The sequence below is a fragment of the uncultured Methylobacterium sp. genome, assembly GCF_964242245.1.
Lineage (GTDB): Bacteria > Pseudomonadota > Alphaproteobacteria > Rhizobiales > Beijerinckiaceae > Methylobacterium.
In genome coordinates, this window is record NZ_CAXTBY010000026.1 from 1 (window position 1) to 25,863 (window position 25,863).

The 25,863-nt window shown below is 71.9% G+C and carries 27 protein-coding genes; 13 read left to right on the forward strand and 14 right to left on the reverse strand.

From position 1 onward, the window contains the following. Positions 1-35 precede the first annotated feature (35 nt). The gene (locus ACFE8Y_RS08435; protein WP_375463946.1) at positions 36-668 is read left to right on the forward strand and encodes an SspB family protein; all 633 of its coding nucleotides are present in this window, start codon (positions 36-38) and stop codon (positions 666-668) included. 84 nt (positions 669-752) lie between these two features. Here ACFE8Y_RS08435 and ACFE8Y_RS08440 read toward each other — a convergent pair whose 3' ends face one another. Continuing rightward, a complete protein-coding gene (locus ACFE8Y_RS08440; RefSeq protein ID WP_375463947.1) occupies positions 753-2,150 on the reverse strand; it encodes a cytochrome P450 in 1,398 nt (465 codons plus the stop codon). Between the two features lie 128 nt (positions 2,151-2,278). Here ACFE8Y_RS08440 and fumC point away from each other — a divergent pair, with 128 nt between their 5' ends. From fumC to ACFE8Y_RS08455, 3 genes are read left to right on the forward strand one after another with little or no spacing between them, the layout of a single operon-like run. Continuing rightward, positions 2,279-3,688, forward strand: a complete 1,410-nt coding sequence (gene fumC, locus ACFE8Y_RS08445; protein WP_375463948.1) for a class II fumarate hydratase — start codon at positions 2,279-2,281, stop codon at positions 3,686-3,688. Between the two features lie 36 nt (positions 3,689-3,724). Beyond that, positions 3,725-3,928: a DUF4169 family protein gene (locus ACFE8Y_RS08450; protein WP_375463949.1), complete on the forward strand. Its 204-nt coding sequence runs from the start codon at positions 3,725-3,727 to the stop codon at positions 3,926-3,928. After that, positions 3,925-4,146 (forward strand): ribbon-helix-helix domain-containing protein, encoded by a 222-nt coding sequence (locus tag ACFE8Y_RS08455; RefSeq protein ID WP_375463950.1) that lies wholly within the window; start codon positions 3,925-3,927, stop codon positions 4,144-4,146. Before ACFE8Y_RS08450 ends, ACFE8Y_RS08455 begins: the two co-directional genes overlap by 4 nt. A 6-nt stretch (positions 4,147-4,152) precedes the next feature. On the opposite strand, the gene ACFE8Y_RS08460 is transcribed toward ACFE8Y_RS08455, so the two are convergent. Then, entirely contained in the window at positions 4,153-4,926 is a 774-nt protein-coding gene (locus ACFE8Y_RS08460; RefSeq protein ID WP_375463951.1) for a helix-turn-helix transcriptional regulator, read from the reverse strand. An 87-nt stretch (positions 4,927-5,013) separates the two neighbouring features. On the opposite strand from ACFE8Y_RS08460, the gene ACFE8Y_RS08465 reads away from it, so the two are divergent. Next, the gene (locus tag ACFE8Y_RS08465) at positions 5,014-6,000 is read left to right on the forward strand and encodes an MBL fold metallo-hydrolase (RefSeq protein ID WP_375463952.1); all 987 of its coding nucleotides are present in this window, start codon (positions 5,014-5,016) and stop codon (positions 5,998-6,000) included. Between the two features lie 13 nt (positions 6,001-6,013). Here ACFE8Y_RS08465 and glcF read toward each other — a convergent pair whose 3' ends face one another. The 4 genes from glcF to ACFE8Y_RS08485 form a co-directional block, all read right to left on the reverse strand. Beyond that, a complete protein-coding gene (glcF, locus tag ACFE8Y_RS08470; RefSeq protein ID WP_375463953.1) occupies positions 6,014-7,360 on the reverse strand; it encodes a glycolate oxidase subunit GlcF in 1,347 nt (448 codons plus the stop codon). 114 nt (positions 7,361-7,474) lie between these two features. Next, positions 7,475-8,659 carry a glycolate oxidase subunit GlcE gene (gene glcE, locus ACFE8Y_RS08475; RefSeq protein ID WP_375463954.1) on the reverse strand — a complete coding sequence of 395 codons (1,185 nt, stop codon included), beginning with the start codon at positions 8,657-8,659 and terminating at the stop codon, positions 7,475-7,477. A gap of 92 nt (positions 8,660-8,751) precedes the next feature. After that, a complete protein-coding gene (locus ACFE8Y_RS08480) occupies positions 8,752-10,194 on the reverse strand; it encodes a lipopolysaccharide biosynthesis protein (protein ID WP_375463955.1) in 1,443 nt (480 codons plus the stop codon). A 118-nt stretch (positions 10,195-10,312) separates the two neighbouring features. Further along, positions 10,313-10,867, reverse strand: coding sequence for a GNAT family N-acetyltransferase (locus ACFE8Y_RS08485; RefSeq protein WP_375463956.1), 555 nt, complete (start codon positions 10,865-10,867; stop codon positions 10,313-10,315). Positions 10,868-11,615: 748 nt separating this feature from the next. On the opposite strand from ACFE8Y_RS08485, the gene ACFE8Y_RS08490 reads away from it, so the two are divergent. Together ACFE8Y_RS08490 and ACFE8Y_RS08495 are read left to right on the forward strand one after the other, a co-directional pair. Continuing rightward, positions 11,616-12,782 (forward strand): type III PLP-dependent enzyme, encoded by a 1,167-nt coding sequence (locus ACFE8Y_RS08490; protein ID WP_375463957.1) that lies wholly within the window; start codon positions 11,616-11,618, stop codon positions 12,780-12,782. A gap of 155 nt (positions 12,783-12,937) precedes the next feature. Next, positions 12,938-13,489 carry a GNAT family N-acetyltransferase gene (locus tag ACFE8Y_RS08495; RefSeq protein ID WP_375463958.1) on the forward strand — a complete coding sequence of 184 codons (552 nt, stop codon included), beginning with the start codon at positions 12,938-12,940 and terminating at the stop codon, positions 13,487-13,489. A 244-nt stretch (positions 13,490-13,733) separates the two neighbouring features. Here the strand turns inward: ACFE8Y_RS08495 and ACFE8Y_RS08500 are convergent, their stop codons facing one another. Next, positions 13,734-14,591, reverse strand: coding sequence for an SDR family NAD(P)-dependent oxidoreductase (locus ACFE8Y_RS08500; RefSeq protein ID WP_375463959.1), 858 nt, complete (start codon positions 14,589-14,591; stop codon positions 13,734-13,736). Positions 14,592-14,667: 76 nt separating this feature from the next. On the opposite strand from ACFE8Y_RS08500, the gene ACFE8Y_RS08505 reads away from it, so the two are divergent. Beyond that, entirely contained in the window at positions 14,668-15,270 is a 603-nt protein-coding gene (locus ACFE8Y_RS08505; protein WP_375463960.1) for a TetR/AcrR family transcriptional regulator, read from the forward strand. 93 nt (positions 15,271-15,363) lie between these two features. Here ACFE8Y_RS08505 and ACFE8Y_RS08510 read toward each other — a convergent pair whose 3' ends face one another. From ACFE8Y_RS08510 to fliL, 4 genes are all read right to left on the reverse strand, one after another. Continuing rightward, entirely contained in the window at positions 15,364-16,221 is an 858-nt protein-coding gene (locus ACFE8Y_RS08510; RefSeq protein ID WP_375463961.1) for a MotE family protein, read from the reverse strand. Continuing rightward, on the reverse strand, positions 16,218-16,736 hold the full coding sequence (locus tag ACFE8Y_RS08515) for a DUF6468 domain-containing protein (protein ID WP_375463962.1): 519 nt from the start codon (positions 16,734-16,736) through the stop codon (positions 16,218-16,220). Before ACFE8Y_RS08515 ends, ACFE8Y_RS08510 begins: the two co-directional genes overlap by 4 nt. A 20-nt stretch (positions 16,737-16,756) precedes the next feature. Then, a complete protein-coding gene (fliM, locus tag ACFE8Y_RS08520; protein WP_375463963.1) occupies positions 16,757-17,971 on the reverse strand; it encodes a flagellar motor switch protein FliM in 1,215 nt (404 codons plus the stop codon). Between the two features lie 88 nt (positions 17,972-18,059). Beyond that, positions 18,060-18,572: a flagellar basal body-associated protein FliL gene (gene fliL / locus ACFE8Y_RS08525; protein WP_375463964.1), complete on the reverse strand. Its 513-nt coding sequence runs from the start codon at positions 18,570-18,572 to the stop codon at positions 18,060-18,062. 274 nt (positions 18,573-18,846) lie between these two features. On the opposite strand from fliL, the gene flgF reads away from it, so the two are divergent. From flgF to flgH, 4 genes are read left to right on the forward strand one after another with little or no spacing between them, the layout of a single operon-like run. Next, positions 18,847-19,587: a flagellar basal-body rod protein FlgF gene (gene flgF / locus ACFE8Y_RS08530; RefSeq protein WP_375463965.1), complete on the forward strand. Its 741-nt coding sequence runs from the start codon at positions 18,847-18,849 to the stop codon at positions 19,585-19,587. Between the two features lie 15 nt (positions 19,588-19,602). Further along, complete coding sequence (gene flgG, locus ACFE8Y_RS08535; RefSeq protein ID WP_375463966.1) at positions 19,603-20,394, forward strand: flagellar basal-body rod protein FlgG; 792 nt, start codon at positions 19,603-19,605, stop codon at positions 20,392-20,394. A 23-nt stretch (positions 20,395-20,417) separates the two neighbouring features. Next, positions 20,418-21,476, forward strand: coding sequence for a flagellar basal body P-ring formation chaperone FlgA (gene flgA, locus ACFE8Y_RS08540; protein ID WP_375463967.1), 1,059 nt, complete (start codon positions 20,418-20,420; stop codon positions 21,474-21,476). A 32-nt stretch (positions 21,477-21,508) separates the two neighbouring features. Continuing rightward, positions 21,509-22,261: a flagellar basal body L-ring protein FlgH gene (gene flgH, locus ACFE8Y_RS08545; protein WP_375463968.1), complete on the forward strand. Its 753-nt coding sequence runs from the start codon at positions 21,509-21,511 to the stop codon at positions 22,259-22,261. A 127-nt stretch (positions 22,262-22,388) separates the two neighbouring features. On the opposite strand, the gene dksA is transcribed toward flgH, so the two are convergent. The 3 genes from dksA to ACFE8Y_RS08560 form a co-directional block, all read right to left on the reverse strand. Then, entirely contained in the window at positions 22,389-22,808 is a 420-nt protein-coding gene (dksA, locus tag ACFE8Y_RS08550) for an RNA polymerase-binding protein DksA (RefSeq protein WP_375463969.1), read from the reverse strand. 175 nt (positions 22,809-22,983) lie between these two features. Then, the gene (locus ACFE8Y_RS08555) at positions 22,984-23,994 is read right to left on the reverse strand and encodes a hypothetical protein (protein WP_375463970.1); all 1,011 of its coding nucleotides are present in this window, start codon (positions 23,992-23,994) and stop codon (positions 22,984-22,986) included. A 4-nt stretch (positions 23,995-23,998) separates the two neighbouring features. Continuing rightward, entirely contained in the window at positions 23,999-25,372 is a 1,374-nt protein-coding gene (locus tag ACFE8Y_RS08560) for an MBOAT family O-acyltransferase (RefSeq protein ID WP_375463971.1), read from the reverse strand. Positions 25,373-25,697: 325 nt separating this feature from the next. Here ACFE8Y_RS08560 and ACFE8Y_RS08565 point away from each other — a divergent pair, with 325 nt between their 5' ends. After that, complete coding sequence (locus ACFE8Y_RS08565; protein ID WP_375463972.1) at positions 25,698-25,832, forward strand: hypothetical protein; 135 nt, start codon at positions 25,698-25,700, stop codon at positions 25,830-25,832. Positions 25,833-25,863: the final 31 nt, after the last annotated feature.

The window sequence follows — 25,863 nt, forward strand, 5'->3', positions numbered from 1 at the left end:
CAGGTCGTCGGGCAGACCGGACAGAGCGACCGCAGATGGCAGACGACCTGATCCGATACGATCTCCTGGTGCAGGATGCCCTACGCGGCGTCGTCCGCAAGGTCCTGACCGACGCGGCCCGCGAGGGGCTTGCCGGCGAGCACCATTTCTACGTCTCGTTTCGGACGGAAGCGCCCGGCGTGCGGATGTCGCAGGCGCTGCGCGAGAAGTACCCGCAGGACATGACGATCGTCCTTCAGCACCAGTTCTGGGACCTCGGCGTCACGGAGCACAGCTTCGAGGTCGGATTGTCGTTCTCCGGCGTTCCGGAACGGCTGCTGGTGCCGTTCGACGCGCTCTCCGGCTTCTTCGATCCGTCTGTGCAGTTCGGCCTCAAATTCGACCTCAATGAGGCCGCCGTCGAGGACGCGGCGCAGGCCCCGGCGAAGCCCGGCCCGCGGGGCGCCGCCTCCGAGCCGAGCGAGACGAAACCGAAGGGCACCGGCCTCGCGGCGATCGGCAGCAACGTTCCGAAGGTCGTCCCCGCCCTGCCCGCGGCCCAGACCGGCGCCAAGGCCGAGGAGCCGAAGGAGCCGCGCAACGCCAAGCCTATGCCGAAGAAGGACGGCGAGGGCACGGAAGCGAGCGCGGAGGTCGTGAGCCTGGACGCGTTCCGCAAGAAGAATTAGTTCCTGTCAACCCGGACCGACCTTACCGGCTCGCATGACCGATCGCAGCCGTCGTAAGCTCGGAAGTTCGAGTCGGGCCGCGCGTCAGTTCCGCCGCTCCGCATCCATCCGCAGCCCGTTCTCGGGCCGCAGCGTGACCCGGTGCAGCGGCGTCACCGGCGGATGATCCTCCGGCAACCGGAAGCGCACCGCCCGCACGACGTGGGCGAGGATGATCACCGCCTCCTGCAGGGAGAAGCTCTGGCCGATGCAGACCCGCGGCCCCGCCCCGAACGGCAGGTAGGAAAAGCGCGCGATGCGGTCGCGGTTCGCGCCGAGGAAGCGCTCCGGGACGAAGGCGTCCGGATCGTCCCACAGGGTGCGGTGGCGGTGCAGCACGTAGGGCGCGACCAGCACCATCGAGCCGCGCGGGATCTTGATGCGGCCGATCCGGTCGTCGCGGATCGCCTGACGGCTCAGGAACGGCACCGGCGGGAACAGCCGCATCGCCTCCTCCATCACCGCCTTGGCGAAGGGCAGCCGCTCGACGGCGAAATCGCCCTCCCCCGCCGAGGCGACCTCCGCTTCGAGGCGCGCGCGCGCCGCGTCGTCCTGCGACAGGCAGTAGAGCGCCCAGGTGAGGGCGTTCGCCGTAGTCTCGTGGCCGGCGGCGATGAAGGTGACGATGTTGGCCTGCACCTCCAGGTCGGTGAGGCCCTGCCCCGTCTCGGGGTCCTGCGCGCCGAGCAGCAGCGTGAGGAGGTCCTGCGGCGCCCCGCCCCGCGCGACCAGGGCCTTCCGCCGGGCGATCAGTTCCTCCACCACCTCGGCGAAGTAGCGCGCGGCCGGCCGCGCCCGCAGGCGGCCGATCCGCGGCACGAAGCTCGGCACGCCGAACACGTCGAGGGGATCGATCGGCCCGACGGCTTCGAGGAACCGCGTGATCGCGCGGCCGAGGGCGTCGGGATCGCCCGGCAAGCCTTGCGTGAAGATCGTCCGCTCCAGCACGTCGAGGGTGACGCGCGTCATCTCCAGGGCGACGTCCACCCGGGCGCCGTCGCGCCGCACGAGGCGGCGCGCGAGCTTGGCGCCGGCCGCGTTCATCGCAGCCGAGAACCCCTGGACCGTGCGCGCGGAGAAGATCGGCGCGAGCGTCCGCCGCTGGAGCCGCCACGCGTCGCCCTCGGCGCTGAGCAGGCCGTTGCCGAGGCCCGGCGCCAGGACGCGGCGCTGGAGGTCGTCCTTGCGATAGTTGGCGACGTTCTCGACCAGGAGGTGGCGGATCAGCGCCGGGTCGCTCACCACGGTGATGCGCCCCATCGCGCCGTCGCCGGCCACCACGGGCTCGATGAAGTGGTCCTCCATCCAGGTGGTGATCGGGTTGGCGCGCGCCGCCTTGAGGAATTCGAACAGGCCCATCGCCGTGCGGCGCGGCGCCGGCACCGGTGGCCGGAAGCGGGCCTGCGCGGGCCCCGCGGGGTTGATCTCGACCGTCGTCGCCATCGGCGCCATCCTTCTGAACGGCGGAGAACAGGTCGCGCCGTTTGTCGAGACGCCGGAAGAAGCGCCATCGCGATTTCGATTTGCCTGTCGTAGGTAGGCCGCGCACCGCACCGAACGTAGGGGCCACGATGTCGCCGTACGAGACCGCCACCCGCACGGAGTCCGACACGTTCGGGCCGATCGAGGTTCCGGCGCACCGGTACTGGGGCGCGCAGACGCAGCGCTCGATCCAGAATTTCAAGATCGGCACCGAGCGGATGCCGGCGCCCCTGGTTCACGCCCTGGGATTGGTGAAGCAGGCCGCGGCCCTGGTGAACCGGGATCTCCGCGGCCTCGACCCGACGGTCGCGGAGGCGATCGCGGCATCGGCCGCCGAGGTGGTGGCCGGCGCGCACGACGACGAGTTCCCGCTGGTGGTGTGGCAGACGGGCTCGGGCACGCAGTCCAACATGAACGCCAACGAGGTGATCGCGAGCTTGGCCAACGAGCGGCTGGGGGGAAAGCGCGGCGGCAAGGCGCCGGTGCACCCCAACGACCATTGCAACCGCGGCCAGTCCTCGAACGACGTGTTCCCCACCGCGATGCACATCGCGGTCTCGCGCGAGATCACCGGCCGGCTGATGCCGGCGCTGACCCACCTGCACACGGCCCTCGACGCCAAGGCGCAGGCCTTCGAGGCCATCGTCAAGATCGGCCGCACCCACCTTCAGGACGCCACGCCCGTGTCGCTCGGCCAGGAATTTTCGGGCTACGCGGCGCAGGTGGCGCTCGGCGGATCGCGGATCGCGGCGACGCTGCCCGGCGTGCTGGCCCTGGCGCAGGGCGGCACGGCGGTGGGCACCGGGCTGAACGCGCACCCGGAATTCGCAGAACGCTTCGCCGGCAAGGTCGCCGAGCTGACCGGGCTGCCCTTCACTTCGGCGGCCAACAAGTTCGAGGCGCTGGCGACGCACGACGCGCTGGTGTTCACGCAAGGGGCGCTCGCCGCGCTCGCCGCCGGCCTGTTCAAGATCGCGCAGGACATCCGCCTGCTGGCCTCGGGCCCGCGCTCGGGGCTCGGCGAGCTGTCGCTGCCGGAGAACGAGCCCGGCTCCTCGATCATGCCGGGCAAGGTCAACCCGACCCAGTGCGAGGCGATGACGATGGTGTGCGCGCAAGTCGTCGGCAACGCCACCACCGTGAGCTTTGCCGGCTCCCAGGGCAACTTCGAGCTCAACGTGTTCAAGCCTGTGATCGCCAACGCGGTGCTGCAATCGGTGCGGCTCTTGGCCGACGCCGCGGTGAGCTTCACCGACAACTGCGTCGTCGGCATCAAGGCCAACGAGGACCGCATCGCCGACCTGATGGGCCGCTCGCTGATGCTGGTGACCGCGCTCGCGCCCTCGATCGGCTACGACAGGGCCGCCGAGATCGCCAAGACCGCGCACAAGCGCGGCACGACCCTGAAGGAGGAGGCGCTGCGCCTCGGCTACGTCACGGAGGCCGAGTTCGAGCGCGTGGTGCGGCCCGAGACCATGCTGGCGCCGAGCGCCGAATAGATTGCCGAACCAGCGCAACGATCGGGAGGCGGGCGCATGGCCGAGATCATCAACCTGCGGCAGGCCCGCAAGGCGCGCCTTCGCAGCGCGCGCGAGGCGCAGGCGGCCGACAACCGCGTCGCCTTCGGCCGCCCGAAGAAGGCCAGGACCCTCCAGGAACGCAAGACGGCCCTGGAGGCCTCCCGCCACGAAGGCCACCGCCTGAAGGGCGGGACGACGGACCAAGACCCGGAGGCATGAGCGCGGGCGTCACCAAGCGTTCGGTGATGATCGCGGGCCACCGCACCAGCGTGTCGCTGGAGGACCCGTTCTGGGACGCACTGCGGGCGATCGCCGCCGCGCGCGGGCAGTCGGTGCCGGCGCTGATCGGTGCGATCGATGCCGGGCGGGGCGCGCAGAACCTGTCCTCGGCGATCCGGGTTTTCGTGCTGGCGACGTTGCAGGCGCCCGCGCCCTGACCCGGCTCAACGCCGGATGTGGAGCAGGCTCAAGGAGGCGGGCGCACCGAACGTCCGGCGGAAATCGTGGGCGAAGTGCGCCTGATCCGCAAAGCCCGCCTCGTGGGCAGCCGCGGTGAAATTGCCTCCGGCGACGACCGCGCGGATCGCCCGGCGCATCCGCATCCACGCGCGGTAGCGCCGGAACGGTACGCCCACCGATGCCGTGAACAGGTGCTGGAAGCGCGAGGCGGAGAGGCCGACCGCCCTGCCGAGCGCGGCCGCCGGCAACGTCGCCTCCGGGTTCGCGTGCAGGATCTCCATGGCCCGCGCGATCCGCCCGTCGATGCTTCGTCCCGCGCGCGGCGACGAGAACCGGAGCAGGTCCGCGAGCGCCGGGCCGGCCTCCTGCGCCGCCGCCCGATCCTCGAACAGGTCGCGCAGCGCCACCGTCTCGCCCGCATCGCCGACCAGGGCACCTGCGACCTCGCGGGTGCCGTGAAGGAGCGGAATCAGCGCCTCGTCCCCTGCCCCGCTCGGCTCGACGTAGAGCACGCCGAGGGGATCGCCGCCGAGGTCGAGTTCGTGGACGATTCCGGCCGGGATCATCGCCGTCCGGCAGGTGGTCCACGCGCCCGTCCCGACCCGCAGGCGGAACGCGCCGTAGAGCCCGGCGAGGTAGACCGGCGCGCCATGCTGGTGGCCGGCGTTGTAGCGCAGCGGCCCGGCAAAGAACGTGGTCGCGCCCGCCACGTGCCAGAGCGGTCCGAGCGCGGCGTTGCCGGCAGCACGTTCGTACAAGCGCGTGTCCTCCTGCCGCTGATAGGTCTCGCTTCAGGGTCGCGCGGCGCAGTCTGCCCCGCGGGACCAGGCAAGGGAATCGGCACGATGATCGGACTGACACGACGGCGGCTCGCCGCAACCGGCGCGGCCGCGCTGGCCGCCCCGGCGCTCGTCCTGCGGCCGGCCGATGCCGGGCCCGCGCGGCTCGGCCCGGAGACGCCGTCGCACTATCGCTTCGCCCTCGGCGCGTTCACGGTGACGATGCTGCTCGATGCCGCAGGCCTGACCGACGGCCCGTGGCCGATCGTCGGCGAGGACCGGCCGAAGGACGAGGTCGAGGCGCTGATGCGCGAGAACCGGCTCCCGGCGGCTCGCTTCCAGCCGGGCTTCACCCCCGTCCTGGTCGATACCGGGCAGGAGAAGGTCCTGTTCGATACCGGCAACGGCGCCGTCGGCTTCGTGCCCCCGCCGGCCGGCGGGCGGCTCGTCGAGCGGCTGCGCGCCGCCGGCACAGAGCCCGACGCCGTCGACGTCGTGGTTCTGACGCACTGCCACACCGACCACATCGGCGGCCTGATGCGGGACGGCCGCCCCGCCTTCCCGAACGCGCGCCTGATCGTCGGCGCGGTGGAGTACGATTTCTGGACGAAGCCCGAACGCCTCGCGGCCGCGCCCGAGGGCAACGAGGCCAAGTCGGCGCTGGTGTTCCGGTCGAACCTCGTGCCGCTCGGCGAACGGACGCGCTTCGTCGCTCCCGGCGACGCCGTGGTCCCGGGCATCCACGCGCTCGCGGCCCACGGACACACGCCGGGACACCTCGCCTTCCACGTGGAGAGCGCGGGCAGGCGGATGCTGGTCTGGGGCGATTGCGCCCACCACGAGGTCGCCTCGCTCAGCCATCCCGAGTGGCACGCCCTGTTCGACATGGACAAGGCCGCGGGTGCCGCCACGCGGCGCCGGATCTACGACATGGCCGCTGCCGACGACATCGTCGTCGCGGGCTACCACACGTCGTTCCCGTCGCTCGGCTACGTCGCGCGGGCAGGCGCCGGATATCGCTGGATTCCGGTGACCTATCAGCTCGAACGCTGAACGGCCGGCCGCCTCACTCGGCCGCCACCAGCGGCCGGTGATCGGCGAGCGCCTCCAAGGCCGCCGGCCGCGGTCCCCCGGTCGCCCAGTCCAGCAACTCCACCGTGTGCACGATCGGGATGTCCGTCCCCTTCCCGATCTGCGTGGCGCAGCCGATGTTGCCGGTGGCGATCACGTCGGGGCGCATGCGCGCGATGTTGGCGACCTTGCGGGCACGCAGCGCCCTGGCCAACTCCGGCTGGAGGATGTTGTAGGTGCCGGCCGAGCCGCAGCAGATGTGGCCCTCGGGCACGTCCTTCACCATGAAGCCGGCGGCCTTCAGCAGGCTCTTGGGCTCGGTGCGGAGGCCCTGGCCGTGCTGCATCGAGCAGGCCGAATGGTAGGCGACGACGAGGTCGCTCTCGATCACCGGCGGCCTCAGGCCGAGCGCGGCGACGTACTCCGTCACGTCCCGGGCCAGCGCCGAGACGCGGGCCGCCTTCTCGGCGTAGGCCGGGTCGTCGCGGAACAGGAAGCCGTAATCCTTGATCGTCGTGCCACAGCCCGACGCCGTGACCACGATGGCGTCGAGGCCGGCGCCGTCGGCCTCCGCGATCCAGGCGTCGATGGTGCGCTTGGCGTGCGCGTGCGAACTTTCCGCCTTGCCCATGTGGTGGGTCAGCGCCCCGCAGCAGCCCTCGCCGGCGGCATGCACCACCGCGACGCCGTGCCGGTTCAGCAGCCGGATCGCCGCCGCGTTGAAGTCCGGCCGCAGCACGCTCTGGGCGCAGCCGCGCAGCAGCGCCACGCGCTTTTCCGCGACCGCGCCGCCGGCCGCGGGGAACGTCGCGGGCCGGTCGGTCGGGTCGCGGGCCGGCAGGGCGGCGGGCGCGAGGTCGAGCATCGCCGCAAGCCGGTTGCCGATTCGCGGCAGGCGCGCCACCAGCCCCCTGAACGGGCTCCCGAGCTTGGCGCCGAGCAGCGCCAGCCGGAACCGGTTCGGGTAGGGCAGCACGAAGGCCAGCACCGCGCGCAGCAGCCGGTCGTCGAGGCGGCGCGAGAACGTCTGCTCGATATGGCTGCGGGCATGATCGACGAGGTGCATGTAGTGCACGCCGGACGGGCAGGTGGTCATGCAGGACAGGCACGAGAGGCAGCGGTCGATGTGGCGGACCACCTCGGCGCTCGCCGTCTTGCCGCCCTCCAGCATGTCCTTGATCAGGTAGATGCGGCCGCGCGGACTGTCGAGCTCGTCGCCGAGCAGCAGGTAGGTCGGGCAGGTGGCGGTGCAGAACCCGCAATGCACGCAGGTGCGCAGGATCTTTTCCGAGGCCGCCATCGCCGGGTCGGCGAGCTGGGCAAGGGTAAAGCTGGTTTGCACGGCGCGTCCTGCTGCGACTTCTTCCGGGCCGATGGCGTCGGCGGTCCGGATCGGTCCGCCTTCCTTGCCATCCTTTGAGAGCGACCGCGATGCGGCAGCGAGGCTTCGGGCGGGTCAGACCCCCGCATACATCCGCCCCGGGTTGAACACCCCCGCCGGGTCGTGCGCCGCCTTGATCCCCAGCGTCACCCGCATCAGCAGTTCGGAGAGCGGCTGAAACACCGGCACGGCCGCGCGCACGGCGTCGAGCGCGCGGATCAGCGTCGCGTGGCCGCCCTGCTCGGCGAGGGCCGTGCGGATCGCCTCCGCCCCGGCATCGTCCTCGGCCGGGACGGCGAGCCAGATCAGGCCGCCGCCCCAATCGTAGAACCAGCGCGCCGGCAGTGCCCGCCCGATCGCGGCGGCGAGCGCCGGTGCCCGCGTCGGCGCGGTCGAGATCCGCCACACCGCCTCGGTGGTGCCGGCGAAGGCCGTCGCGTCGCGGATCGCCGTCCAGAGCGCGGCGCCGGGCTCGCGCTCCACGACCTCGGCGGCGCCGAAGGGCCTGAGCAGCTTGCGCAGTTCGCCGATCCGGTAGTCCAGCGACTCCGAGAACCCTTCGAGGCGCATCAGCGTGCGGGCGTGTGCGCCTTCGAGGCCGGCCGGGAGGTGGGCCGCGCCGGTCAGCTCGAACGGCGAGCCGAGCGCGGCCGACAGAGCCGCGACCGCGCGGGCATCGTCGAGGCCGGAGAACACCAGGGTCGCGACCCGCTCCTGCACCGGCAGCACCTTGAACGTCACCTCGGTGAGCAGCCCGAGGGTGCCCCAGGCGCCGGCCATCAGCTTCACGAGGTCGAGGCCGGTGACGTTCTTCATCACCCGGCCGCCGGACTTGATCGCCTGTCCGCGCCCGTTGACGAAGCGCACGCCGATCAGGCTGTCGCGCGCCGCGCCCGCGTTGATGCGGCGTGGCCCCGAGTTGTTGGACGCCGCCACCGCGCCGAAGGTCGGCTCGCCCGCGGTGCCCATGAGTCCGCGAAAATCCATCGGCTCGAAGGGCAGCATCTGCCCGCGGGCCGCCAGCAGCGCCTGAACCTCGGCGAGCGGCGTGCCGGCGCGGGCCGAGACGACCATCTCGGCGGGCTCGTAGAGGGTGATGCCGGAGAGCCCCCGCGCCGACAGGGTCGCCTCGTCCTGCGCCGGTCGTCCGAGGCCGGCCTTGGTGTCGCCGCCGACGAGGCGGAGCCGTTCCGAGCGCGCGGCCGCCGCGCTGACGATCTCCGCGGCCTCGCCCTCGTCCCGGGGCTCGTAGGATGGCATCGCTTCCCGCCCTGCGGCCGCCTTGCCGGCGGCCTTTACGGCGGGATCATGCGGGATTGCGCCGGCCTTGCAAAGGGGAACGCGCCCGCGCGCTACGCGGCCGGCGCGGGATGGGCTGGGCGGAACCGTGCCTCCACGTGGCCGCGCAGGCCCGCGATGTCGAAGGTCCAGACGAGGATCGCGTAGAGCCCGGCGCCGACCGGCACGCAGAGCGCCAGGGCGCTCGGCGGGTCGAGGTGGCGCAGGGGCGCCAGCGCCGCCGCCATCGCGCCGCAGGCGACGGCGGCGGAGAGGATTTCGCGCCAGGGCAGGCGCAGGCGGTCCGCTCCGGTCAGCGCCCGCGCGGCGAGCCAGAGGAAGGCGGCGCCGAGACCCAGCGTCTGCGCCAGCGCGATGCCGGCGCCCCCGAGCAGCGGCGGCAGCACGAGGAGGCCGAGGCCGTTGCCGGCCAAGCCGACGGCCGCCGCCGCGATCACCGGCAGGGTGCGGCGGCGGATCTGGAAGACCGGGTTCAGGGCGAAGTGCATCATCGCGAGGCAGAACAGGCCGGGGATCAGCAGGCCGGCATAGAGACCGAACGGCCCGCGATAGGCCTCCGGCACCACCAGCGCCTGGAGGGCGGGCAGAACCGCCCAGAATCCGACGGCGCAGGGCAGCAGCAGGGCGAAGACCGTGGCGGCGTTGCCGGCCACCTGCCGCTCGGCCGCCGCCCGGCCGTGCTGCTCCTCGGCGCGCACGGCGAGTTGGAACAGCAGCAGGTCGAGCGCCGTGCCGAGCATGGTCAGGCTGCGCGCGGTGACGTCGGCGGCCAGCGCGAAGTAGCCGGCCTCGGCGAAGCCCGCCTGCGCCGCGATCGTCCCGCGGTTGAGGAAGGGCAGCGCCTGGTAGACGGCGTTCGCCGCGATCAGGGGCAGGCCGTAGCGCAGGAACAGCCGCCACGTCTCGCGGACCTTCGACCCCTCGCGCGCGGTCTCGGGATCGCGCAAGGGGCGGCGCAGGATCAGCACGGCGAGGAGCTGGCTGAGGCCGGCGGCCGCCAGCACCCAGGCGGGCTCTCGCAGGAACCACGCGGCGCCGGCCATCATCGCGAGGGCGAGCAGGTTCTTGACCGCGACGAGGCCGAAATACAGCCGCCCGTCGAAGCGCGCGCGCGCGAGCGCCGCGTGGTAGTCGAACACCCCGATGCCGAGGGCCGCGAGCATCGCGCCGCAGAGGATCGCGCCGCGCCCGTCCGCGCCCGCGCCGAGCCCGAGCCCGCCGCACAGGGCGGCGGCGGCGAGCAGCACGACCGCCAGGATCGTGTAGGCCCGGTCGAGGCCGTGCCGAATCCACGGCTCGGTCGCGCGCACGCGGGCCGAGTAGAACCGGGTCGCCGAGAGCCGCAGCCACTCGAACAGCACGGTGTTCAGGACGATGGCACCCGCAGTCGCCAGCGCGAAGCGGCCGAAATCGGCCGGTCCCAGCAGCTTGGCGATGATCAGCCCGAGGGCGAAGTTCAGCCCGGCGTTCAGGATGAAAGCGGCGATCACGGCCATGGGCTAAGCCTTCGGGAGACGACCCGGTGCGGGCAGGCGCGGGGCTAGGAGCGACGATCTAGCGCGAGGCTGATAACACTCCCTGAATCCGGCACGACGCGGGTGCGGGTGGCGCACACTACGCCCTCGACCGGGAGGGGGACGCGCCGTCGAGCGCGCGCTCGTAGCACCACGCCTCCATCCCGTCCTCGTAGTAGCCTTCGCGCACGGAGAAGCGCGTGTACCCGCGGCGCTCGTAGAGCCGCAGGCCGGCGCCGTTGTCGGCCCGAACCTCCAGCGTGAGCCGCGTGCAGCCGTGGCGGCGGGCCTCGGCCTCGACGGCCTCCATCAGGCGACCCCCGAGGCCGAGGCCGGCGCGGGCGGAGGAGACCGCGATCGAGGACAGCCGGGCGCCGCGGCTGTTCCTGCGGCGCTCGAGGGTTGCCGCGCCGACCAGCACGCAGGCTCCCTCCCCCTCGTCGAGGAGCATCACCAGAACGCTCATCGTCGCCGACCGGATCGCGTGGCGGATCGCGCGGCGCTCGGCCCGGTCGGTGGCGAAGGTCGCGTGCTCCAGGGCGACGAGGGCGTCGAGATCGTCGAGGCGAGCGGCGCGCACCGTCACCCGGCCCCCCTCGGGGCGGCTCGCGCCGTCATCCGTCGCGGCACCGCCCGAGCGTCTCACCTCGACCATGGATGCCCGCCGCGTCGTCTGAGTGGATGTGAGATGCAGGTCCGGCTCCGCACGGGGATGACGGAGCAACGGGGATTCCGCGCCGACGAAGGCCGGCCGCGGCGCCGTACCGGCCGGCCTGAAATGCCCGCTCGGGGGCCGCTTGGAAAGCCCACGGCGGCGGCGGCGGTGCACGTGGGCAACATCCTGGGGACGCGTGCGGGATTTGCTGCGCCGCGGCGCGAAATTCCCCTTGTGGCGGGCGTCCGCGGTCCGTATATGACCCTTGCCCAATTTCGCACGTGCCTGTGGCCGCGTGTCGGTTGGTGGGCATCCGGCCAACTGCCGGACAGCCGCCAGGGGTCTTAAAGGATCGATGGTCGACAGGGTGGATTCCCTCCGGCCGGCATCCAGGTGGCAACACCGGACCCCGACAACAACCGGCAGCCGGAGGCGAAACCGGCGAACCCCGCTCTCCACGGGGGACGCAGCTTAAAGCAACGACGAACGGGCTTTTTTGGTCTCGTCGGCCCTCCAAAGGCCGGCACCGAAGAGGCTTGTTTCTCTTTGCCCGGCGTGCGGATGGCAACCCCATCCAATCCACGGCAGCTTCCGGGTGCTGATGCGCCCGCACGGATCGTCGCGTCTCCAAAGCGCGCGGGTCCGGGCGACGCATCGCCCCCAGACGCCGGCGGTCCGCATGGGCCGTCACATCTTCGATCGTGCGCCCCGCGTGAAGGGCGCCGCGAACCTGTGGGTTGGAACCGACATGACCGATCGCATCCGCGACTTCCTGCGCGTCCGCCGCGACCTCGGCCGCGACGAGGGCCCCGTGATGGTCCTCGACCTCGACGTGGTGCGCGAGAACTACACCGCCTTCGCGCGGGCTCTCCCCGACACCCGCGTGTTCTACGCCGTCAAGGCGAACCCGGCCCCCGAGGTGCTGCGGCTCTTGGCCGACATGGGCTCGTGCTTCGACACGGCGTCGGTCGCCGAGATCGAGATGGCGCTGTCGGCCGGCGCCACCGCGAACCGGATCTCGTTCGGCAACACCATCAAGAAGGAGCGCTGCATCGGTCGCGCGCTCCGTCTCGGCATCCGGCTGTTCGCCGTCGATTGCGAGGCGGAGGTCGAGAAGATCTTTCGCGCGAGCGTCGCGGCCGGCATCGAGGTCGCCGACGTGCAGGTATTCTGCCGCATCCTGTGCGACGGAGCCGGCGCCGACTGGCCGCTGTCGCGCAAGTTCGGGTGCGAGCCGGAGATGGCCGTCGACGTGCTGGAGCATGCCCATCGCCACGGCCTCGCGGCCTACGGCGTGTCGTTCCACGTCGGCTCGCAGCAGGGCAACACGGAAGCCTGGGACGGGGCGCTCGCCGCGGCCTCGGCGATCTTCCGCGAGTGCGGCTCGCGCGGCATCAGCCTGTCCATGGTCAACCTCGGCGGCGGCTTCCCGACCAAGTACCTCAAGCAGGTGCCGGGTGTGGAATCCTACGGCGACGCGATCTTCCGCGCGCTGACCAAGCACTTCGGCAACCGGCTGCCGGAGACGATCATCGAGCCGGGCCGCGGCATGGTCGGCAATGCCGGGCTGATCGAGGCCGAGGTGGTGCTGATCTCGAAGAAGTCGACGGCCGAGGACGAGGTGCGCTGGGTCTACCTCGACATCGGCAAGTTCGGCGGCTTGGCCGAGACCATGGACGAGTCGATCCGCTACCCCGTGCGCACCGACCACGACGGCGACCGCATGAGCCCGTGCGTGCTCGCCGGCCCGACCTGCGACTCGATGGACGTGCTGTACGAGCGCGACCACTACCCGCTGCCGATCTCGCTCTCGATCGGCGACAAGGTGCTGATCGAGGGCACCGGCGCCTACACCACGACCTACGCGGCGGTGGCCTTCAACGGCTTTCCCCCGCTCCAGCAGATCGTGATCTGATCGTCGATCGGTTCCGGGCGGCTCGGTCGCCCGGAACCGGCAAGGCTTCAATTCCCAACCGACATCGCCCGCTCCGTTCGGCCCGCCTTCCTACGGCGGGTCCTGCGGGGTGCTGCGTTCCCCATGCGTCACGAGAAGACGGGGAGGCTACGGCCGTGATCCAGATCCGTGCGGAGCACCACCGCGACGTCGCGGCGCGCGAGCGCCTGCTCGACGCGTGCTTCGGCACCAACCGATCCGCGAAAACCTCCGAGCGGCTGCGCGAGGGCCGCCTGCCCGCGCGCGGCCTCGCCTTCTGCGCGACCCGCGCCGGCCGCCTCGTCGGGACGTTGCGCCTGTGGCACGTCGAGGCCGGCGCCGGCCGACCCGCCCTGCTGCTCGGGCCGCTCGCCGTCGATCCGGCGCTTCAGGGCCAGGGCCTCGGCCGCGTGCTGATGCAGGCGGGGCTGGGCCGGGCGGAGGCGCTCGGCCACGGTGCCGTGCTGCTCGTCGGCGACGCGCCGTACTACGCGCGCTTCGGCTTCGCGGAAGATGCGGCCGCTGCCTTGACGCTGCCCGGTCCCTTCGCGCGCGAGCGCTTCCTCGGGCTGGAACTGCGCCGCGGTGCCCTCGACGGCGCGGAGGGGCTGGTGCGCGCAGCGGCCATCCTCGCTCAAGCGGATGCCGGCTGCATCGAGGAGGCGGCCGAGCGACGAAGCGCAGCGTGAGGAACGGGCGGCGCGCGATCGCCCCGCTCAGGCATCGGCCGCCTCGGAGGGCGCGGTCTCCGCATCGGGCATCGCCGAGCAAAGCGAGGCAGCGCGGTGATGACCGTTCCCATCCCACGGGCGCCTGGGTCCAGCCGAACGATGTCGTGCCCGCAACGGGGTTCGACAGGGTTCAGGCTCAGCAGAGTGGAACTCGTGCAAGGGCACGCGCGGCTGCCGCGTCCGACAGGCTCCTGAATCGTTTTCAGCTCGGCCTATGACGCAACCCGAGCTGCCCGCCGATCAGGCGGTCCACAAGGCGGCTCGGGAGCGTCGTCGGCAGGGTCCAGTTCAGCAGCTTGCCCGGCACCGGCGCGTAGCGCGCCCGCGGCTTGGCCGCCGTGAGCGCCGTCCGCACGACCTCACCGATCTGATCGGACGTCAGCCCCTTGCGTCCGTTCTCGATCATGGTGTCCCGGAACGCCCGGAACGGCCGCTCCCACATCGTACCCGCGAGGTGGGCGGACGGGGCGGCTTCCGCCTTGTCCCAGGTCGGCGTCGCGACGGCACCCGGGCCCACGATGACCACGTCGATGCCGACCAGTTGCAGCTCCCGGCGCAGACTCTCGGAGAAGCCCTCCACGCCGTGCTTGGACGCGGCGTAGGCGCCCAGGAACGGCGGGCCGATCCTGCCGCCGACCGAGCTGATGTTGACGATCCGCCCCTTCGGTCCTTCGAGGCCCGGCTCCGCGCCGAGCAGCGGCGCGAAGGCGCGCGTGACGGCGAACATGCCGATCAGGTTCACCTCGATCTGCCTGCGGAAGTCGGCGACCGTCTGGACCAGCAGCGGGTCGGCCAACGCCATGCCGGCATTGTTCACCAGTCCGTCGAGGGTGCGGCCGCCCAGGTGCGCCCGGACCACGACGGAGGCCGCGACGATGGCCGCGTCGTCCTCGACGTCGAGGACGAGCGGGACGAACGCCTCGCCGAGCTCGGCCCGGAGGGTCCGGGCGTCCGCCTCCTTGCGCACGCTGCCGAACACCTGCCAGCCGCGCTTCACCATCACGGCTGCGATGCCTCGGCCGATGCCGGTGGAAACACCGGTGACGACGACGCTCTTCATGTCGGACATCCCTTGTTGACAATGTCAACGTAAGCGCATTGTTGACGTTGTCAACGGTGTCGATCAAGCGTGCGCCATGATCGAGAACACCAAGGGACGCCTCGTCGCGGCGGCGTCCGATCTGCTGGACGCCGGCGGCCAGGGCGCGGTGACGCTGAGGGCCGTCGCCGAGATCGTGGGCGTGTCGCACAACGCACCCTACCGGCACTTCCGCGACCGCAACGCCCTGCTCGCCGCGGTCGCGGAGCGGGACTTCGACGGATTGCGGGACGCGTTCCAGGCGACGGCGGACGACCTGCGGGAAGCCGGTCCGGCGCTGCGAGCGGCCGCGATGGTGCTGGTCGCCTACGCGCGGGCGCATCCGGCGCGATACCGCCTGCTGTTCAGCGACCCGGGCCTGGTCTCCGCCGGCGGGACCATGGAGGTCGCCGCCTGGGGGGCGTTCCAGACTTTTAACGCGATCGTCGAACGGTGCGGGTTCGGCGATCGCCTCGAAGCCGTCGAGACGGAACGGCTGACCGGGCTGATCTACGCCACGCTGCACGGGGCGATCGACCTCGATCTCGGCGGTCGCGCGCGGGACGCCAAGGGGCTCGGCAGCATCGAGGCGACCGTGGATCTCCTGCTGGCTCTCCTGGCACGGACCGGCGCGCCGGCGGCCGCGCCTGCTGATCGATGACGCGCCGTCCTCGGCGGCGGGTCGCGTGGTTCTCCGGCCCCGTCGCGTGGATCAAGCTGCGCACGCGTCGCGGCGCGAACGCCTTGAGGCGTGTCACCGCCCGGCCGGTGCCGGGTCGATCGCCGGCAGTTCGTTCGGCGGGAGCGCCGATCCGGCGGCGGCCTGCGGACCGGTGACGCCCCGGGCGCGGTTGGCGAGCGCGATCGTCAGCCGCTCGGCGGCCTCGGACTGCATCACGGCCAGCACCTCGGCCATCTTGCGCGGGTTCATCGCCAGGACGAGGGGCACCAGCACGTCGTGGCCGAGGCGGTCGAAGACCCTGGCGGCGTCCTTCGGCTTCATCGTCTCGTACATGGTGACGATGTTCTTCAGGCCGGCTCTCTCCGCCTCGGCCTTGCCCTTGCCGGAGACGTCGACCCGCTCCTCCGCCTGCTTGAGGTCGCCGAGACCGGATTCGAGCTTGCGCTCGGCCTCGCCGAGCATCCGCTCGCGCAGCTCCAGCTCGTCGCCCTTCTGCTTGAGCGCGTCGCGGCGGGCGCCGAGCTTCTCCAGCAGCGCGCGCTCGGTGGCCGAGACCGGCTCCGGCATCGGCGGCTGCGCCCTCGGCGGCGGTTCGGACTTCTTGCCTTCCGCCTTCTCCGGCTCCTTGGGCGTGACGGACCCCGTCGTCGACGGGTCGGGCGGCTCGTAGCCCGTGCGGGCCTTGGCCAGCACGCGGGCGAAGGCGGGCAGCTCGGTGCCGGCCTGCGGCGTCTCCACCGTCATCGCGACGAGCTTCAGCACCAGCAGGCCGCCGGCGGCGAGCGTCACGGCATCGATCAGGCGCAGGCGCACCGGTCGCGAAGGGCGAAGGCGCGAGCGGCCGAGCGGCGTCCGCGCCTTCCGCGCAACGGCTCCCCCGACGGGTGCGACGGACGTCGGATCGGCCTTGGCGGGCGGTCTGCGCGTCATGCGGCCCGGCTCTGGACGCGCCTGAGCGCACGTTCGGTCATGGCGAGCGCAGCGGCCGCAGCCGCGCCCAGGCGCTCTCCGTGCGGACCTTCGGGATGCGGAGGCTCCGCGGCGGCGCGAACGGCTGGGCGCGGGCTCGCGGCGACCGCGTGCGCACGGGCGGGCTCCGCGGCAGGGGCGCTGCCGCCCCGCACCTGCGCGACGATCGCGCCGATGCGGCTGATGACGCCCTCGCCGGCCTCGACCTGCGCGGAGAGGTCGGCCGCGTAGCGCTCGGCGGTGCCGAGCCGTTCGGCGAGCGTCCGGTCGCACTCGTCCAGCGCCCCACGCAGGCCGGCGATGGCGCGCTCGGCGGTCGCGGTCGCCACCATCAGGTCGCCGATGGTCTGCCGGAGCGCCGCCTCGTCGCCCTTGAGCTGGGCGATGCGGCGCGACAGCCGCATCGACGACACGATGGTGGCGACGAGGAGGACCGCGACGAGGCCGTCGGCGGCGAGCGTGACGAGGAGGCTCATGACCCAGGAATCCTTCGTCGTCAGCCGTCGCTGCGGTTGTTCATCGAGGCCTCGTAGGCCTGGAGCGTCGTGCGGGAGCGCCGCAGGGGGCGCGTCACCTGCACGGCGATGCTGTCGTCGACCCGCCCGATCCGCCCCTGCGTCAGGGCCCACGCACCGCAGCGGACGGTGATGAGGTCGCTGGGCTTGGCGTCGAACATCAGCGTGTCGCCGACCTTCAGCGCCATGACGCGCTTCAACGGCAGCATCATCTCGTGGAGCACCGCCTCCATCGCCACGTCCGCCTGCCAGATCTCGGTGGCGAGGTGCCCCTCCCAGACGTGGTCGCGGCCGAGCTTCTCGCCCATGAAGCTCTGCATGAGCAGTTCACGGATCGGCTCGATGGTGGCGTAGGGGAACAGGATCTGCAGCAGGCCGCCGCGCCCGTCCATGTCGAGGCGCAAGGAGATCAGGATCGCGGCGTTGGCCGGCCGCGTGATCGTGGCAAAGCGCGGGTTGGTCTCGATCCGGTCGATCGAGAAGCGCACCGGCGAGAGCGGCTGGAACGAGAGTTCGAGGTCGCCGAGGATGATCTCGACGAGCCGGCGCACGAGCTGCATCTCGATCGTGGTGAAGGGGCGCCCGTCGAGGCGACTCGACGAGCCGCCGCGCTTGCCCCCGAGCAGGAGGTCCAGCGTCGAGTAGGCGAGGTTCGACTCGACCGTGACGAGGCCGGAATTCTCCCACGCGTCGGCCTTGAACACCCCGAGCAGCGTCGGGAGCGGGATCGCGTTGAGGTAGTCGCCGAAGCGCACCGAGGTGATGTTGTCGAGCGTCACCTCGACGTTGTCCTGGAAGAAGTTGCGCAGAGAGGTCGACAGCAACCGGATCATCCGGTCGAAGACGATCTCCAGCATCGGCAGGCGTTCGTACTGGACGACGCCCGAATCGACGATGGCGCGCACGCCCCCGGCCCCGGAGGCCGAGAGCTCGCGCAGCGAGAAGCCGAGGACGTCGTCGATCTCGTCCTGGTTGAGGATGCGGTCGTTGCCGGCGAGTTCGGGGAGATTGTCGGTCTCCCCGTCCTCGATCATCGTCGCCCACTCGGCGGCGACGTCGCTGGCGTTGCGCGTGGTGCCCTGCTCGGCTAATGCCGCGCCCCATTCCTCGGCGAGCGAGGCGTCGCCGCCCTCGGCCGCCTGCTCCAGCAGGGCCGCCGACCAGTCGTCCTCCGCGTTCGGGTCGTCGGGTTCCATGGTCCGCTCGATTCGGGGGCGCCGCGGCGGTTGCCTCGGGCTGTTTACGGGCGATGCGAAGCGGTGGAGCGGGCACGCCCGCCGCGTCCTACTGGACGATCACGTCCTTGAAGAGCACCGCCTCGACCTTGGCCGGATAGACCGCGACGTTGACGCGGCGGAGCAGTTCCTCGCGCAGGCGGTAGAGGCCGAGCGAGCCCGAGAGGTCGCTGCTGCGCAGGTCGCGCATGTAGACCTGCAGCGCGTCCTCGACCCGGGGCATGAGCGGCTTCACCTCGCCCTCGACCTTGGCGTCCTTCAGTTCGAGGGCGATGCGCAGCTTGGCGAACTTGGCCTTGTCCGGGCCTGCGTCGGGGCTGAGGTTCAGCACCATCTCGCGGATGTCGAGGAACACCGCCGGCTTCTTCACCTCGGCGGTCTGCTCGGCGTGCTCGGCTTCCGCGTGCGCGGCGGCCCGCTTCTTCATCAGGAAGCCGCCGCCGGCACCGCCGACGATCAGCACCGCCGCGGCGATGACGATGAGCTTCTTCCTGCTTTTCGGGGCTTCGGCCTGCCCGCCTTCGCCGTCGGCGGCGGGCGCCTTCTTGGGCTTCTTGGCCATGAGGGGTGTGTCCGCGATCGTCCCGTGATCGTCCGGGGCGCGTGAGGCCCCGACCCGATCGCATCCGGTATCGGCGGCCACGGTTAACGCGCCGTTAAGGCGGCAAAACCTGCCGGGTCGGCTTTGCCGCCGGACCGGTCCGGCGCCCGGCAGCCAAGCCGCGCAATTCAGTCAAACCCTTGTGGAATAATCCGAAAAGATCCGCGTACCGGATGGCACGGGGGATGCGGCTGAGGTCGTCGCCGCCGCCGCGGCACGAACGGTCGAGTCCACGATGCAGAATGCCCTCCTCGTCGGCGTGTCGAGCCAAGCCGCGCTTCAGCGCGAGCTCGACGTGATCGCCAACAACATGGCGAACGTCTCGACCACCGGCTTCAAGGGGCGCAGCACCCGCTTCCAGGAGTACCTGATGCCGACGGCCAGCGCGGATTCGTTCTCCGGCTCGGACCGCCGCCTCTCCTACGTGATCGACCAGGGCACCGCGCTCGACCTCGGCCAGGGCGCGATCGAGCCGGACGGCAACCCGGTGCACGTGGCGATCCAGGGCGAGGCGTTCTTCGCGGTGAAGACGCCGCAGGGGGAGCGCTACACCCGCAACGGCGCCTTCGAGGTCGACGCGCAGGGGACGCTGGTCAACAGCGACGGCTACGCCGTGCAGGGCGAGGGCGGCCCGATCACCATCAACGCGCAGGAGACCGGGCTCTCGATCGGCCCGGACGGCACGGTCTCGACCAACCTCGGCGTGCGGGGCCGCGTGCGGCTCGTCACCTTCGCCAACCCGCAGCGGCTCACCAACGCGGGCGCAAACCTCTACACCTCGACCGACCAACCGCAGGCCGCCGGGATCAAGGGGCGGCTCGAATCCGGAGCGCTGGAGCGCTCCAACGTCAAGCCGGTGCTCGAGATGACCCGGCTGATGGACGTGAACCGGGCCTACGCCATGGTCTCCAGCGTGATCACGCGCCTCGACGACCTGCGGGGCACGGCGATCCGCCGCCTCGCCGACGTCGCCTGATCGGGAGCCGCCGCGATGCGCGCGCTCTACGCCGCCGCCACGGGCATGGCGGCACAGGAACTCAACGTCCAGGTCATCTCCAACAACATCGCGAACCTGCGCACGACGGGCTACAAGCGCCAGCAGGCCCATTTCCAGGATCTGCTCTACCAGAACCTGCGCCGGGCCGGCGCCTCGACCTCGGACCAGAACACGCAGCTCCCCGCGGGGCTGGCGATCGGCTCGGGCGTGAAGACGGTCTCGACCGCCCGCATCATGTCGCAGGGCACGCTGACCTCGACGGAGAAGGACTACGACGTCGCGATCCGCGGCGAGGGCTTCTTCCGCGTGACGATGCCGGACGGACGCACCGCCTACAGCCGCGACGGCTCGTTCGACCTCTCCGCCCAAGGTCAGCTCGTCACCCGCGACGGCTACCTCCTCGATCCCGGCATCACGGTGCCGAACACCGCCACCGCCGTGACCATCAGCGCCACGGGCGCGGTGCAGGCGACCCTGCCGGGCCAGACTGCGCCGCAGACCCTGGGGCAGTTCCAGCTCGCCCGCTTCGTCAACAAGACCGGCCTCGAATCGGTCGGCGACAACCTGTTCATCGAGAGCGCGGCCTCGGGGCCGGCGATCAGCGGGCTGCCGGGGGCGGAGGGCTTCGGCAACCTTCAGCAATCGTACCTGGAGGAGGCCAACGTCAACGCGGTCACCGAGATCTCGTCGCTGATCGCGGCGCAGCGCGCCTACGAGATGAACTCGAAGGTCGTCACCGCCGCCGACCAGATGCTCTCCACCACCTCGCAGATGTTCCGCAGTTGACAGCGCTCACGAGACCGACGGTCATGCCTCTCCTCAACGATCCGCAGAACGCCGACCCGAGGCCGCCCGCCCGCGTCGCGCCGCTCGGCCCCGGCGTGCTGCTGCGCGCGGCCCTGGCGTTCCTCGCGCTGGCGGCGCTCGGCGCCTACACCCTGCCGGCGCTGGCGGACGGGCCGATGCGCCTGCGCGGCGACGTCACGGCCCGCGGCGACGTGCTGACCCTGGACGATCTCGTCGAGGGCGCGCCGGCCGCGGCCGCCAAGCGCCCGATGTTCCGGGCGCCGGCGCTCGGCGCCACCGGGACGATCCAGGCCCGGCGCATCGTCGAGGCGCTCGCGGCCCTCGACCTCGGCGCGATCGAGACCGGCGGACGCCTCCAGGTCGCGGTGCAGCGCGCGGCCCGCCGGGTCGGCCCGCAGGAGATCGAGGCGGCCCTGCGCCGCGCCCTCGAAGCGGGCTACGGCCTCGACGCGAAGACCGTCAGCGTCCGCCTCGACGGCGACGCGCCGACGCTCCTGGCGCCGGTCGATCTCGACGGACAGGTGTCGGCCCTCGACCTGACCTACGACCCGCGCTCCCGCCGGATCGGCGGCCTCGTGAGCCTCGGCGAGCGGCAGGCGTCGCTGCGCGTGTCCGGCGTCGTCGTCGAGATGCGCGAGGTCGCGATCATCAACCGCACGATCAACCGCGGAGAGCCGGTCACAGGGGCCGACCTCGCGATCGAGCGCCGCCCGCGCGAGGGTGCGCCGCCGGACGCGCAGGGGTCCGTCGCGAGTCTGGCCGGCGAGGTTGCGCAGCGCACCCTCACCGCGGGCGCGATCCTCCGGCAGGGCGACACCGCGCCGCCGGACCTCGTGGCGCGCGGCGAGGCGGTGACCATCGTCTACGACTCGCCCGGCATCAGCCTCGCGATGCGCGGCCAAGCGACCGATGCCGGGCGGCTCGGCGCCACCGTGAACGTCGTCAACGTCGCATCGAAGAAGGTGCTCCAGGCCGTCGTCGTCGGGCCGGGCCGGGTCTCGGTCGGCCCCGCCCCGCTCCAGCGGCAGGCGAGCGCCGAGCCGCCGAACACCCTCCGCTGACCGCGTCCACAGCATCGAACAGGATCGACACGATGCGTCATCGTCCGCGTGCCCTGCCGCTCGCCGCAACGCTCCTGGCCTGCACGGGCCTCGGCGCCTGCAACACCGTCGACCGCCTCGCGCAGGTCGGCGCGACGCCGAACCTCTCGGCGATCGAGGACCCGACCGCGCAGGCCGGCTACAAGCCGGTGCGCCTGCCGATGCCGGACGTGCAGCCCGTCTCCTACGCGCCGAACTCCCTGTGGCGGACGGGCTCGCGGGCCTTCTTCAAGGATCAGCGCGCCGCGCGGATCGGCGACCTCGTGACGGTGAAGGTCAACGTCACGGATCAGGCCAACATCTCGAACGAGACCAAGCGCTCGCGCTCGAACGCGGAGGGCTTCGGGGTCCCGAACGCAGGGGGCCTGGAGAAGAACGCCGCGGTGCTGGCCGCCGGGGTCACACCGGACAAGCTGCTCACCGCCACGTCCAACACGTCGAGCGACGGCGCGGGCTCGGTGCAGCGCACCGAGACGGTGTCGACGAACGTCGCGGCCATCGTCACGCAGGTGCTGCCCAACGGCAACCTCGTGGTCGAGGGCAAGCAGGAGATCCGGATCAACTTCGAGGTGCGCGAGCTGATCGTGGCCGGCGTCGTCCGGCCGGAGGACATCGAATCCGACAACACCATCGATTCCACCAAGATCGCGCAGGCGCGCATCGCCTACGGCGGCCGCGGCCAGATCACCGACGTGCAGCAGCCCCGCTACGGCCAGCAGCTCGTCGACATCCTGCTGCCGTTCTGATCGCCCGCCGGTGCGCCACGACCGCGCCCGACGTGGATCATCCGCGGCAAGGTCCAGCCGGCTGTGCCCGGTGCCTCGCCGCGGGAGACCGTGCTTCTTCGTTCCGGCCGCGCCGCAGGACCGGAAATCAGTCGTCGCGGTAGACGCGTTCGCGCCGCTCGTGGCGTTCCTGCGCTTCGAGGGACAGCGTCGCGATCGGCCGGGCATCGAGCCGGCGCAGGGAGATTGGCTCGCCGGTCTCCTCGCAGTAGCCGTAGGAGCGGTCCTCGATGCGGGCGAGCGCCGCGTCGATCTTGCCGGTGAGCTTGCGCTGCCGGTCGCGGGCGCGAAGTTCGATCGCACGGTCGGTCTCCGACGAGGCGCGGTCGGCGATGTCGGGATGGTTCTCGTTCTCGCTCTGGAGCGCCACCAGGGTGTCCTGCGCCTCCCGCAGGATATCGCTCTTCCAGCCGAGCAGCTTGCGCCGAAAGTACTCGCGCTGGCGCTCGTTCATGAAGGGCTCGTCGTCGGACGGAACGTAGCCGTCCTCCAGCGTCACCTTCGCCATGCGTCGCCCTTCCATGTCGCGTACGGCCGGTCTGCGGCGAGAGTTCCGTGCCGTATAGTCGAGGTGGATTCCGGCGACAACGCACCCTCGTGCAAGCTGCGGATGGCGCGGTTACGGCGCCGATTCATGCGGCAAAGGCGCCACGGTCGGCAGCATCGATCGACGATTGATGTCCTCAGTCTCGATCGACCCGCAGGCGGCGCAGGGCATCCGCGATGTCGTCCGCGACCTGCCGGGCGAGCGGGTGCCGGTAATGGGTCTGGTCGAAGAACAGGGCGGCGTCGCGGGTCTCCGGGCGATCGCGGCGCCAATCGAGCACCGCGGCACGGGGATGGGCGGCGAGCGCCCCGGCGAGCGCCTCGCGGCAGGCGGCGTCCGCCCGCGCGCGCCCCGTGCCGGGGCGCGGAAGTCCGGCCGCGTAGAGCGGCGGGAACACCAGGACGACCGGCGTCGCCCGCGGCACGCGGCCGAGCGCGGCGGCGAAGCGCGCGGCGGCGGGGAACGGTCCGGCGCGGTGGGGGTCGGGCGCGTCCGGAGCGGGCCGGTCGCGGTCGGCCGCGAGGCGCGGGTCGTCGGCGTCGCCGAGGCGCAGGTAGTCGGGCTCGTAGTCCCACCAGCCGTCGGCCGGGCTCAGCGGACGCCGCCGGCGCATCAGCCAGCCGCTGCGGCCCACCACCTCCTGCGCCACCGAGAAGCGCATCAGGCCGCGGAGGTAGGCGGGTACGTCCGAGGAGAGCAGCCAGAACGGAAACGGCTTGGCGTTCGGCAGCGCCGGATCATCGGTGCACCAGTACTCGTCGGCGGCGACCACCACCGCCTCCGGCCCCGGATGGTGGCGCAGGTACCAGTCGAGGATCAGGAACTGCTCGCCGGGTCCGGTCGCGGGCACCGCGAGCTGCACGAAGGCAATGCCGGTCAGCGCCGAGAGCCGCGCCGGCTCCACGAGCTGGATGTGCGAATTGCCGATGATCGCGCCGGTGAAGGCCGGATCGCGCCCGCGGCTCGCCGAGGCCGTGCGCGGCCCCTGGGGCCGGACGCCGCCCACCGAGAACAGGGTCGAGCGCCCGCTGTCGTAGGGATCGATCGCGTAGGCGAGGCCGAGATAGCCGAGCGCGAGCCCGGCCGCCGTGCCGAGGGCGAGGCGGACGAAGCGGTGCCAGGCCGCATCGGGCGTGAGGCTCGCCATCGCGTCAGAACTGGAAGTAGATGAACTCGTAGTTCGCATCGTCCCCGATCTTGAGCAGGACGATCACGAACAGCAGCCCGAAGGCCGCCGCAAGCAGCCGGTGCGGCGGCAGCCGGTGCACGGCGGCCCAGGCGCTCGGGCCCAGCGTCGCGACGGCGGCCGCGACCGCGATGGTGCGCCACTTGAAGCCCGAGCCGGCGGGGCCGAGGCCGAAGAGCCCCTTGAACACGATCAGCGCCGCCTCGAAGCTCGCCGCGCGGAACAGCACCCAGGTCAGCACCACGAACAGCGCGGTGAGCGCCCACCCGAGGATCGCGGGCATGCGCAGGCCGGCCCGACGGAACAGGATGCCGGCACCGAGGCCGAGGCCGTGCAGGGCCCCCCAGGCGACGAAGGTCAGCCCCGCCCCGTGCCACAGGCCGCCGAGCGTCATCGTGGCGAAGAGCGCCGCGACCTGGATCGCGAGGCCGCGCCGGTTGCCGCCGAGCGGGATGTAGAGGTAGTCGCGCAGGAAGCGCGACAGGGTCATGTGCCAGCGCCGCCAGAAGTCGCGCAGGGACGCGGCGCGGTAGGGCACGTCGAAGTTCTGCGGCAGCACGAGGCCGAACAGCAGGGCGATGCCGAGCGCCATGTCGGTGTAGCCCGAGAAGTCGAAGTAGATCTGGAAGGTGAAGCCGAGCGTCGCCTGCCACGCCTCGGCCGCGGTCGCGGCCTTGCCGGCGGCGGCGGCCTGGAAGACCGGGTTGACGTAGGCCGCCAGGGGATCGCCCAGGAACACCTTCTTGGACAAGCCGACGGTCAGCAGCATCAGCCCGCGCGCGATCCGCTCGGCGGCGTCGGGCCGCGCGTAGGGGCGCTCGTCGAACTGGTGCATGATCTCGCTCCAGCGCACGAGCGGGCCGGCGAGAACCTGCGGGAAGAAGGCGATGTAGAGGGCGTACTTGGTCAGGCCGTAGGCCGGGGCGCGGCCGGCCCGGAGATCCGTCAGGTACATGATGTGGTGGAAGGTGAAGAACGAGATGCCGAGCGGCAGCACCCAGCCGGGCCGCGGTGCGCTCAAGCCCGGGATCAGGTTCGCGAGATCGCTGAGGAAGTCGAGGTACTTGAACAGCGCCAGCACCGCGAGGTTGCCCGCGACCGCCGCCGGGATCAGCCACGCGCTCCGGCGGCGCAGGAAAGCCCGGGCGACGAGCCAGTTCGCGAGGATCGAGCCGAGCAGCAGCGGCACGAATCGCGGGTCCCACCAGCCGTAGAAGACGAGCGACAGCGCGACCAGCAGCGGCAGCCGCCAGCCGGGCCTGTAGCGCGCGACGAGCGCGTGCAGCGCCAGCGCGGCCGGCAGGAAGGCGAGAAGGAAGACGAAGGAGTTGAACAGCATCGGCCAGCGGCGGCGAGCGGGAGGCCCCGGCCCCGTTCGAGTCAGACCGCGGGCGCCGCCTTGTCGGGGATCGGCCGCGATGCGTCAATCGAGGCGCGGCGGCCACTGGAGAAGCGGCAGGCGTACCGGTCAGCACCTTCGTGCCGGTCGCGGCGCGCTGGCGAGCGGACGCCGACTCTGCCAGCCTCGCGGCGCGGCCGCCGCCCGAGCCCCCTCGATCCTGAAGCCCGATGCCGGCGTGAGCGCCGGTCGATGCCGCGCCCCCTGACGCGCGGCGGTCACGGCCGCGACCTCACGGCTCCATCGCGCCTGAAGGGTTTCCCCCGTGATCGACGGCATGGTCTCCTCGACGCTCCTCACCCTGATCGTGATTCCGGCAGTCTACGCCCTGGTCAAGGGCCGCGGCCTCCCGGGCGCGACGGTCCGGCGTGCCGACCTATCCCGACCGGCCGCCGCCTGATGCCGCCGGGGTCTCGGAGCGCGGCAGTGCG